Origin of the sequence: Dactylosporangium fulvum, assembly GCF_025137375.1 — a bacterium.
Classification (GTDB): Bacteria; Actinomycetota; Actinomycetes; order Mycobacteriales; family Micromonosporaceae; genus Dactylosporangium; species Dactylosporangium fulvum.
This window is the reverse complement of record NZ_CP073720.1, coordinates 6184513-6195811: the sequence shown is the minus strand read 5'-3', so window position 1 is coordinate 6195811 and position 11299 is coordinate 6184513. Positions and strand designations below refer to the sequence as shown.

The following is an 11299-nucleotide window of genomic DNA, read 5'->3' as shown; positions in this document are numbered from 1 at the left end:
AGGAAGCTGATGGAAGAGGACGACACCCGCCGGTACACGGTGGTGGTCAACGACGAGGAGCAGTACTCGATCTGGCCGGAGGGCCGTGACATCCCGGCCGGCTGGCGCGACGCGGGCTTCTCGGGCCCGAAGGAGGAGTGCCTGGCCCACGTCAACGAGGTGTGGACCGACATGCGCCCGCTGAGCCTGCGCCGCCAGCTGGAAGCCCAGACCGCCTGACCCTTTTGCCGACCGCCGGCCCGCCTCGCGCGGCCCGGCGGTTGCTGCGTTGTGCGCCCGCCTCGACGGCTAAGCGTTCTGCTAGAGAACGTTCGGCGCCGGGCCGGTCCACATCCGTTCCGGGCGATACTCGGCTTCCCCCGCTCATGCCCGGTGGGCCCCGACGCCGGTACGCCGCCCGGGTTTTCTCTCACAAGGCGGTGCAGCCATGGCGCAGGAACACACTGTCGACGAAACGCGGCCCGGTGGGCCCGGCGAGCTGCTGCGGCGGCTGCGCGCCGCCACCGACGCCGACCGGGACCGGATCCTGCTCGACCTGGTCCGGGCCGAAGTCGTCGCGGCGACCGGAAAGCCGGGGCCGGTGGCCGCGGACGCGGCGTTCCGGCGCATCGGCGTGTACCGCGCGATCGGCACCGCGCTGCGGGAGGGGCTCGCCGCGGCGACGGGACTGCGGATCCCGGCCACGCTGCTCTTCGACTACCCGACGCCGGCCGCGGTCGCCGGCTTCCTGCGCGACGGGCTCCTCGGCGACCGTCCCGGGAACCCTGCCGGACCGGCCGCGCGGCGCCGGTCCCCGGCGGACCCGGACGACCCCGTTGTCATCGTCGGCATGGCGTGCCGCTACGCGGGAGGGGTCGACTCGCCGGAGGCGTTGTGGGACCTCGTGGCCGGCGGGGTCGACGCGGCGAGCACCTTCCCGACGGACCGTGGCTGGAACGTCGCCGAGCTGTACCACCCCGACCCGGACAACGTCGGCACCTGCTGCACCCGGCACGGCTCGTTCCTGCACGACGCGGCCCAGTTCGACGCCGCGTTCTTCGGCATCAGCCCGCGCGAGGCGCTGGGCATGGACCCGCAGCAGCGGCTGCTGCTGGAGGTCGCCTGGGAGGCGCTCGAGTCGGCGCGCATCGACCCGCTGTCGGTCGCGGGCCGGGCGGGCGGCGTCTACGTCGGCGTCCCGTACACCCACTACGGCCCGGCCCTGCACCGGCCCGCCGAAGGCATGCACGGCTACCTGCTGACCGGCAGCCTCAACAGCGTCGCCTCCGGCCGGATCTCCTACACCCTCGGCATGGAGGGGCCCGCGGTCACCGTCGACACCGCCTGCTCCTCGTCGCTCGTCGCGCTGCATCTGGCCGTACAGGCGCTGCGAGCGGGCGAATGCGAGCTCGCCCTCGCCGGTGGGGTCACCGTCATGTCCACCCCCGGTGTGCTCATGGAGTTCAGCCGCAAACGCGGCCTGTCACCCGACGGGCGGTGCAAGGCGTTCTCCGACGACGCCGACGGCACCGGCTGGGGCGAGGGCGCGGGCATGCTGGTGCTGGAGCGGCTGTCGGACGCGCGGCGGGCCGGCCATCCGGTGCTGGCGGTGGTGCGCGGCTCGGCGCTGAACCAGGACGGCGCCTCCAACGGGCTGACCGCCCCGAACGGCCCGTCGCAGCAGCGGGTCATCCGCGCGGCGCTCGCCGACGCCGGACTGGCGGCGTCCGATGTGGACATGGTGGAGGCACACGGCACCGGCACCCCGCTGGGTGACCCGATCGAGGCGCAGGCGCTACTGGCCACGTACGGGCGGGAGCGCGACGCCGCGCACCCGCTGTGGCTGGGCTCGCTGAAGTCGAACGTCGGCCACACGCAGGCGGCGGCCGGCGTCGGCGGCGTGATCAAGACGGTGCTGGCGATGCGGCGCGGCACGCTGCCGCGCACCCTGCACGTCTCCGCCCCTTCGTCGCACGTCGACTGGTCGGCCGGCGCGGTCGAGCTGCTGACCGAGGCGCGCGACTGGCCCGCCGTCGAGCGGCCCCGCCGGGCGGCGGTGTCGTCGTTCGGGGTCAGCGGTACCAACGCGCACGTGATCCTGGAGGCGCCCGCCGGCGAGCCGGTGCCGCCGCCCGGCCCGGCCCCGGCCGTCGTGGCGGTCCCGGTGTCGGGGCGCGGCCCGGCCGGGCTGCGGGCGCAGGCCCGCCGGCTGGCGGAGCACCTCGACGCCCATCCGGAGCAGGATCTGGCCGACGTCGCCTGGTCGCTGGCGGCGACCCGGGCGGCCCTGCCGGACCGGGCCGTGGTCGTGGGTCGCGACCGGGCGGTGGTGCGGGAGCAGTTGCTGGACCTCGCGGGCGCCGCACCGCTGGCCGGACCGGCCCGCCCCGGCGGCAGGGTGGCGTTCGTGTTTCCGGGCCAGGGTTCGCAGTGGGCCGGCATGGCCGTCGACCTGCTCGACAGCGAGCCGGTGTTCGCGGCGTCGATCGCGCGCTGCGAGGAGGCGTTCGCGCCGCTGGCCGACTGGTCGCTGACCGCGGTGCTGCGGGCGGCCGGGCCGCTGGAGCGGGTCGACGTCGTCCAGCCCGTGCTCTTCGCGGTCATGGTCTCCCTCGCCGAGCTGTGGCGCTCCCGCGGGGTCGAGCCCGACGTGGTGGTCGGGCACTCCCAGGGTGAGATCGCCGCCGCCTGCGTGGCCGGCGTGCTGTCGCTGGAGGACGCGGCACGCGTGGTCCTGCTGCGCAGCCAGTCGCTCGCGGTGCTGGCCGGGCAGGGCGGCATGGCGTCGGTCGCGCTGCCCGAGCCGGAGGTGACGGACCGGATCGCGCCGTGGGCCGGGCGGCTCGGGGTGGCGACCGTGAACGGCCCGGCGGCGGTGGTGGTCTCCGGCGAGGTCGCCGCCCTCGAGGAGTTCATGGCGGCGTGTGCCGCGGACGGTGTACGGGTGCGCCGCGTCGACGTCGACTACGCCTCCCACGGCGTCCAGGTCGAGGCGATCCACGACCGGCTGCTGGAGGTGCTCGCCCCGGTCGCACCGCGGACGGGGACGATCGAGATGCACTCGACCGTCGGCGCCGACCTCACGGGGGTCGAGTTCGCCGGCGCCGAGTACTGGTACCGCAACCTGCGCCACACGGTGCGCTTCGCCGACGCCGTGCGCACGCTCGCCGGGCGGGGCGTGACGGAGTTCGTCGAGGTGAGCCCGCATCCGGTGCTGACCGTCGGCATCCAGGACACGCTCGACGAGCTCGGCGGCGAAGGTTTTGTCACCGGCACGCTGCGCCGCGACGACGGCGGGACCGACCGGTTCCTCGCCTCGCTCGGCGCGCTGTGGTGCCACGGCGCCGACGTCGACTGGGCCGCGGTGCTCGGCGCCGGGCGGCGCACGGTCGACCTGCCCACCTACGCATTCCAGCGGCAGCGGTACTGGCTGGAGGCGCCCCTGCTGGACGAGCGCGCCACGGCCGCCGCCGACGCACTCGACGGCGAGTTCTGGACCGCGGTCGAGCAGGCGGACGCCGACGGCCTCGCCGGTGTGCTGTCGGCCGAGCCGGCGGCCGTCGCGGCCGTGCTGCCCGCGCTGCGGACCTGGCACGAGCAGCGGGCGATCCGCGGCCAGGTCGACGGCTGGCGCTACCGCGTGCGCTGGGACGTGCTGCCCGCCGCGCCCGCCGGCCGTCCCGGCGGGCTGTGGCTGGTCGTCCACCCCGCCGGCGGTCCGCTCGCCGAGCCGGTGGCCGCGGCGCTCGGCGCGGCCGGCGCGGCCGTCCGTGCGGTCGCGGTCGACGGGCGGGACACCGGCCGGGACCAACTCGCCGACGTGCTGCGGGCCGCGCTGGACGGCGACGAGCCCGCCGGGTTCCTGTCGCTGCTGGCCGTCGACGGCCGGCCCCGCGCCGACCACCCGGTGGTGCCCGCCGGGGTCGCCGCCAACCTTCTGCTCCTGCAGGCCCTCGACGACGTCGGCGCCGCCGCGCCGCTGTGGTGCGTGACGCGCGGCGCCGTCGCCGTCGACGGCGCCGCGCCCGAGGCACCCGAGCAGGCCCAGACCTGGGGCCTCGGCCGGGTCGCGGCCCTGGAGCACCCGCAGCGCTGGGGCGGCCTCGCCGACCTGCCGGCGGAGCCCGCGCAGGCCGATCTCGCCGCCCTGTGCCACGTGCTCGGCGGCGCCGAGGACCAGGTCGCGATCCGCCCGGCCGGGATCTTCGCCCGGCGGCTGGTGCACGCCGGCACCGGCGCCGCGGCACCGGCCCGCACCTGGCGTCCGGAGGGCACGGTGCTCGTCACCGGCGGCACGGGCGCCCTCGGCGGCCACGTGGCCCGCTGGCTGGCCCGCGCCGGCGCCCGCAGCCTGGTGCTGACCAGCCGTCGCGGTGCCGCCGCACCCGGCGCCGCGGACCTCGTCGCGGAGCTCGCCGACCTCGGCGCGGAGGCCACCGTCGTCGCGTGCGACGTCGCCGACCGGGCCGCCGTCGAGGAACTCGTCGCCGGGTGCGCGGCGCGCGGCCGGCCGATCCGGACCGTCATGCACACCGCCGGCGTCGCCGACCTCGCGCCGCTGGGCGAGCTGACCGTCGAGGGAATGGCGCGCGTCGCCGAGGGCAAGGTCGCGGGCGCGCTGCACCTCGACGCCCTGCTCGACCGGGAGGCGCTGCACACCGTCGTGTACTTCTCGTCGATCGCCGCGATGTGGGGCGTCGGCGACCACGGCGCGTACGCGGCGGCCAACGCCCACCTGGACGCGCTCGCCGAACGGCAGCGGGCCGAGGGCGTCACCGCGCACTCGGTCGCGTGGGGTCCCTGGGCGGGCGGCGGCATGATCGCCGGCTCCCTCGAGGACACGCTGCGCCGCCGGGGCGTCCCGCTGATCGACCCCGAGCCGTCGATGCACGCCCTCCAGCAGCTGCTCGACCACGACGACACCACGATCGCGGTGGCCGACGTCGACTGGGAGCGGTTCGCGGCCGTGTTCTGCGGCGCCCGGCCCAGCCCGCTGCTCGGCGAACTGCCGGAGGTGCGCCGGACGCTCGACGCGCCACCTGAGCCGGCCGGCACCACCGGCGGCGAGCTGGCCCGCGGTCTCGCCGGGCTCGGCGCCGCCGACCGCGACCGCGCGCTGCTCGACCTGGTCCGCGCGCAGGTCGCACGGGTCCTCGGCCACGACTCGGCGGAGACCGTCGAGTCCCGGCGCGCCTTCATGGAGCTGGGCTTCGACTCGCTGTCGGCGGTCGAACTGCGCAACGCGCTCGGCGCCGCGACCGGCCTGCGCCTGCCGGCGACCGCCGTGTTCGACCACCCGACCCCGGTGCACCTGGCCCGGTTCCTGCGCGCGGAACTGCTCGGCGAGTCGCCCGAGTCGCCGGCCGCCGTGCCCGTCCCCGTCGTGGACCGGGCCGATCCCGTGGTCATCGTGGGCATCGGCTGCCGGTACCCGGGTGGCGTACAAAATCCCGACGATCTCTGGCGGCTCCTCGTCGACGAGACCGACGCGGTGGGCCCGATGCCGACCGACCGCGGCTGGGACCTCGCCGCCCTGTACGACCCGGACCCCGACCGCGCCGGTACGACCTACGTCCGCCACGGCGGCTTCCTCTACGACGCCGCCGACTTCGACCCCGAGTTCTTCGGCGTCAGCCCGCGTGAGGCCCGCGCCATGGACCCGCAGCAGCGGCTGCTGCTGGAGGTCGCCTGGGACGCGAGCGAGCACGCGAGGATCGCCCCGGCGTCGCTGCGCGGCACCCGTACCGGTGTGTTCGTCGGCATGGCCGACCAGGCGTACGGGTCGCGGCTGCAGGCCGGCTCGGGGGGCTCGGAGGGCATGGAGGGCTACCTCGTCACCGGCGGGGCGTCCAGCGTCGCCTCCGGGCGGATCAGCTACGTGCTGGGGCTGGAGGGCCCGGCGGTCACCGTCGACACCGCATGCTCGTCGTCGCTGGTGGCGCTGCACCTCGCGGTCGAGTCGCTGCGCCGCGGGGAGTGCGACCTGGCACTGGCCGGTGCGGCGATGGTGATGTCGACGCCGGCGCAGTTCGTCGGGTTCAGCCGGCAACGGGGCCTGGCGCGCGACGGCCGGTGCAAGGCGTTCGGCGCGGGCGCGGACGGGTTCGGCCTCGCCGAGGGGGCCGGCATGGTGATGCTGGAGCGGCACTCCGACGCGGTCCGCAACGGCCACCGCGTGCTCGCCGTCGTGCGCGGCTCCGCCGTCAACCAGGACGGCGCCTCGAACGGGCTGACCGCTCCCAACGGCCCCGCCCAGCAGCGGGTCATCCGCAACGCGCTCGCCGCCGCCGGGCTGGCGGCGCGGGACGTGGACACCGTCGAGGCGCACGGCACCGGCACGCTGCTCGGCGACCCGATCGAGGCGCAGGCGCTGCTCGCCACGTACGGCCAGGAGCGCGACCCGGGCCGTCCACTGTGGCTCGGGTCGCTGAAGTCGAACGTCGGCCACACGCAGACGGCGGCCGGCATCGGCGGCGTGATCAAGATGGTGCTCGCGATGCGCCACGGCCGGCTGCCGCGGACCCTGCACGCCGACGCGCCGTCGCCGCACGTGGACTGGTCCGCCGGCGCCGTGGAGCTGCTCACCGCGGCGCGGGACTGGCCCGACACCGGCCGTCCCCGGCGGGCCGGGGTGTCGTCGTTCGGCATCAGCGGCACCAACGCCCACGTCATCGTCGAGCAGGCGCCCGAGCCCGCCGAGCCGTCCGTCGCGCCGGCGCCCGAGCCCGCCGCGGAACCCGCGCGGGTCGTGCCGCTCGTCGTCACCGCGCACAGCACGCCCGCGCTGGCCGCCCAGGCGGCCCGCCTCCGCGACCTGCTGACCGGTGAAGACGGCGCGGCACCCGATCCGGCCGGCGTGGCCGGCGTGGCCCGGTCGCTGGTGGCCACGCGGTCGCTGCTGCCCCGGCGGGCCGTCGTCCTCGGCGACCCCGTCGCCGAGCTCACCGCGCTCGCGGACGGCGGCGAAGCGGCGGGGACGGTGCGCGGCACCGCCGACGTCGACGGCCGGGTCGTCTTCGTCTTCCCCGGCCAGGGCGCCCAGTGGGCCGGCATGGCGGTGGACCTCGTCGACACGTCCGCGGTGTTCCGCGCGGCGATCGAGGACTGCGAGCGGGCGCTCGCCCCGCACGTCGACTGGTCGTTGCAGGCGGTGCTGCGCGGTGCCGAGGGCGCACCCGGCCTCGACCGGGTCGACGTCGTCCAGCCCGCCTCGTGGGCGGTCATGGTGTCCCTCGCCGCGCTGTGGCGCTCGTTCGGCGTGCGGCCCGACGCCGTGGTCGGCCACTCGCAGGGCGAGATCGCCGCCGCCTGCGTCGCCGGGATGCTCTCCCTCGACGACGCCGCGCGTATCGTCGCCGTGCGCAGCCGCGCCATCGTCACGCTCGCCGGCACCGGTGCGATGGCGTCGGTGGCGCTGCCCGTCGCCGAGGTGCGGCAGCGCATCGAGGCGCTCGGCGGCGGGCTGGAGGTCGCCGTGGTCAACGGCCCGACGGCGGTCGTGGTTTCCGGGGTCGTACCGGCTGTGCACGCCTTCGTCGCCGCCTGCGTCGAGGACGGCGTCCGGGCCCGGCTCGTCGACGTCGACTACGCCTCGCACTCCGCGCAGGTGGAGGCGGTCGAGGAGGCGCTGCGCACTGGCCTGGCCGGGGTCGGCGGCGCCGCCGGCACCGTGCCGATGCTGTCGACGGCGACGGGGGAGTGGCTGGCCGGATCGCAGCTGGACGCCGGCTACTGGTACCACAACCTGCGTGCGCCGGTCCGCTTCGCCGACACGGTGGAGCGGCTGGTGGAGGACGGCTACCGGGTGTTCGTCGAGTGCAGCGCCCACCCGGTGCTCACCGTGCCGGTCCAGGAGACCGCGGACGCGACCGTCGACGGCGTGCCGTACGTGGTCACCGGGTCGCTGCGGCGCGGTGAGGGCGGCCTCGACCGGTTCGCCCGCTCGGTCGCCGAACTGTTCGTGCGCGGCCCGGAGGTCGACTGGTCGCCGCTGCTCGGCACCGGCGGGCGGATCGTCGACCTGCCGACGTACGCCTTCCAGCGGCGCCGCTTCTGGCTCGACGCCCCGGCCGCCGGTGTGTCCGGCGCGGCCGAGGCCGCCGACGGCACCTTCTGGAGTGCGGTGCGCGACGCCGACCTGCCGGGCCTGGCCCGCGCGCTGTCGGTCGACGAGGCCGCGGTCGCGGCCGTGCTGCCCGGCCTGCGCGACTGGCACGAGACGGCGGCGGCGCGCGGCGTGCTGGACTCCTGGCGATACGCGGTGCGCTGGACGGCGCTGCCGGAGCCGGCCCCGGCGCGCCTCGTGGGCCGCTGGCTCGTGGTAGCCCCGGACGACGCGGCAGCGGATGCGCCGACCGGCGCGGCCGACGCCCCGGACCCGGCGCGGGAGCCGACCGGTGCCGTCCTCGCGGGGTCGGAGCGGCACGGTGCTGTTGTCGCGGCGCTGGCGCGGCACGGTGCCACGGTCGAGCTTGTGCGGCTGCCGGTGGCGGAAGCGGACCGGGACCGTATCGCGGACCGGCTGCGTGCCGCGGCCGCGGCCGGGCCGGTCGACGGAGTCCTGTCGCTGCTCGCGTCCGACGAGACGCCGCACCCCGCGTTGCCCGGCGTGTCCGGCGGGCTGGCGGCCGGGGTCGCGATCGTCCAGGCGCTGCACGACGCCGGTGTCACGGCGCCGCTGTGGTGCGCGACCTCCGGCGCCGTCTCCGTGGGCGCCGGCGACCCGGTGGACCACCCGATCCAGGCGCTGGTGTGGGGCATGGGCCTCGTGGCGGGCCTGGACGACCCGGTGCACTTCGGCGGGCTGGTCGACCTTCCGTCCACGGTGGACGAGACGACCGGCGCGCGGCTGTGTGCGGTCCTCGCCGGGACGGCCGGCGACGAGGCCCAGCTGGCGCTGCGCCCGGCCGGCGTCTTCGGCCGCCGTCTCGTGCGGGCGCCGCTCGCGGCCGGTGCGCCGCGCACGCCGTGGCGGCCGGCGGGGACGGTACTGGTGACCGGCGGCACCGGCGCACTCGGCGCCCACGTGGCGCGCCGGCTCGCCGGCGCCGGCGCGCAGCGGCTGATCCTGACCAGCCGGCGGGGCATGGCGGCGCCGGGCGCGGCCGATCTCGTCGCGGAGCTGACGGCGCTGGGCGCCGAGGTGGCCGTCGAGGCGTGCGACGTCGCCGACCGCGAGGCACTGCGCCGGCTGCTCGACGCGGTGCCCGCCGACCGGCCGCTCACCGCCGTGGTGCACGCCGCCGGGGTGACCGGCGCGGAGCGGCCCCTGACCGGGACGGCCCTCGACGACATGGGCGGCGTGCTGCGCGCCAAGGTGGCGGGCGCGGCCCACCTCGACGGCCTGCTGGCCGAGGCGCCGCTCGACGCCTTCGTGCTCTTCTCGTCCGGCGCCGGGGTCTGGGGCAACGCGGGCCAGGCCGCGTACGCGGCGGGCAACGCCTACCTCGAGGCGCTGGCGCGGCACCGCCGGGACCGCGGCCTGCGGGCGACGTGCGTGGCGTGGGGTGCGTGGGACGGCGGCGGGATGGTCGACCCGGCGGAGGCGGCCCGGCTGGTCCGGCACGGTGTCCTGGGCATGGACCCCGGTCATGCCGTCGCCGCGCTGTGGGAGACGGTCGAGCGCGGCGAGGGGCCGCTGGTCGTCGCCCGCGTCGACTGGGAGCGCTTCGGCGCCCTCTACGCGATGTCCCGCCATCGCGCCTTCCTCCACGAGCTGCCGGAGGCGCACGCGGCGGCGACCGGGGCGCCGGCGGAGGTCACCGGACCGGCCGGCGCCGCCGACAGCACCGGGACACCGGCGCAGCGCCTCGCCGGGCTCACCGCCGACGCCCGGCGGCGGGAACTGGTCCACCTGGTCCGCAGCCATGCCGCCGGCACGCTCGGTTACGCCGACGCGGAGACGGTGCACGCCTCGCGACCGTTCCGTGAGCTCGGCTTCGACTCGCTCACGGCGGTGGACCTGCGCAACAAGCTCACCGCCGCGACCGGCCTGCGGTTGCCGGTGACGGTCGTGTTCGACCATCCGACGCCCACCGCCCTGGCGAAGTACCTCGACGGCGCGCTGGTGCCGGACGAGGCCGTGAGCCCGCTCGCCGCGCTCGACGCGCTGGCGGCGGCCCTGCCGGAGGGCGACGTCGACCCGGACGTCCGCCGGCAGGTCGCGGAGCGGCTGCGCAACCTGCTGCGGCGGTGGGACGACACCGAGCAGGGCGGTGCGGGCGACGGTGAGCTGGAGGCGGCGACGGACGACGAGATGTTCGACCTCATCGACCGCGAGCTCGGCATCTCCTGACGGATACGCGCCGGGCGCGGCTCTCGTGCCGCGCCCGGCGGACACAACTGTGGCCGGGGTGCACAGCAACCCCGGCCACGTCACGCAACGGTTCGGCGCTTCAGCGCCGGACGTACTCCGGCAGGACCTTGGGTGGCCAGGAGCCGACGCCGAACAGGCCCATGGAGTATGCCTTGGAGACGAGTGCTGCGCGGTTGGGGACCTTGAACTGTCGCAGCATGTTGCTGACGTGGTACTCGATGCCTTGCCGGCTGAGGTAGAGGCGGGCGGCGAGTTGGACGGTGGGTATCCCGGTGGCGACGCCTTCGAGGATTTTGGCGTTGATTTCGGTCAGGATTTTGTTGGGGCTGATGAGGATTCGGCGGTCGTCTTCGGTTTTGTCCGGGGAGACGAGTACGACGATGGTCTTGAGGTGGCCGGCGTCGTTTTGGACGGCCATGCCGGTGAGGGCGCCGGTGAAGGTGGTGCGGGTGGCCCAGAGTGCTGCGAGGTGTTCGACGAAGCGGCTGTTGCGGCCGGTGAGTAACCGTTCGAACTGGCGTCGCATGTACTGGCGCACGCTGGGGTGCAGGAGTTCGGAGAAGTCGAAGCCGTGCAGGTCGAAGCGGGGTTGGCCGCACTGTTCGAGGAAGGCGGCGTTGGTCTGTTGGATGCGGAGTTGTGGGTTGAGGACGGCGAGGCCTACTCCGGTGCGCTCGACAATGGAGAGGAAGAGCTCGCCGTATTCACTGGCGCCGACGAGTGCCGGATGCGGCTGCACGGGAGTGCGGCATTGTTCCGGCAAAGTTTCATTCGTGTTTTGCCTCGCGAGGAGGCTGGTCTGAGATCCGTGGTGAACGTCTGCTTTCATATTACTGACCAGAAGCATCGACACGTCTCCCAAATGCTCCAACATTGTGATCGCATCGGGAGCCTTGCATGTCTTTCGGGTGAGCGTCAACGCGACCAAATCGGGCGGCAAAGACTGTGGTAGTGGCGATGCTGGTTCGGTCTGGTGCACCGAAGTCCGGGGTGTGCCGTGCGGGT

Annotated in this window: 2 protein-coding genes and 1 pseudogene; 2 read left to right on the top strand and 1 reads right to left on the bottom strand. The window is 75.8% G+C overall.

Features of this window, described 5'->3' with window-relative positions; genetic code table 11:
- The first annotated feature begins 9 nt into the window (after positions 1-9).
- Positions 10-219, top strand: coding sequence for an MbtH family protein (locus Dfulv_RS29005; protein WP_406567843.1), 210 nt, complete (start codon positions 10-12; stop codon positions 217-219).
- A 208-nt stretch (positions 220-427) separates the two neighbouring features.
- Positions 428-10273, top strand: a pseudogene (locus tag Dfulv_RS29000) (type I polyketide synthase); the annotation flags it as partial.
- 100 nt (positions 10274-10373) lie between these two features.
- Here Dfulv_RS29000 and Dfulv_RS28995 read toward each other — a convergent pair.
- Positions 10374-11141: a LuxR C-terminal-related transcriptional regulator gene (locus Dfulv_RS28995; RefSeq protein WP_259868273.1), complete on the bottom strand. Its 768-nt coding sequence runs from the start codon at positions 11139-11141 to the stop codon at positions 10374-10376.
- Positions 11142-11299 lie beyond the last annotated feature (158 nt).

What these genes read in the sequence shown, in the direction of transcription:
- Dfulv_RS29005 (WP_406567843.1), top strand. Translation starts at nt 10, where the DNA reads ATGGAAGAGGACGACACCCGCCGGTACACGGTGGTGGTCAACGACGAG.
- Dfulv_RS28995 (WP_259868273.1), bottom strand. Translation starts at nt 11,141, where the DNA reads ATGCTTCTGGTCAGTAATATGAAAGCAGACGTTCACCACGGATCTCAG.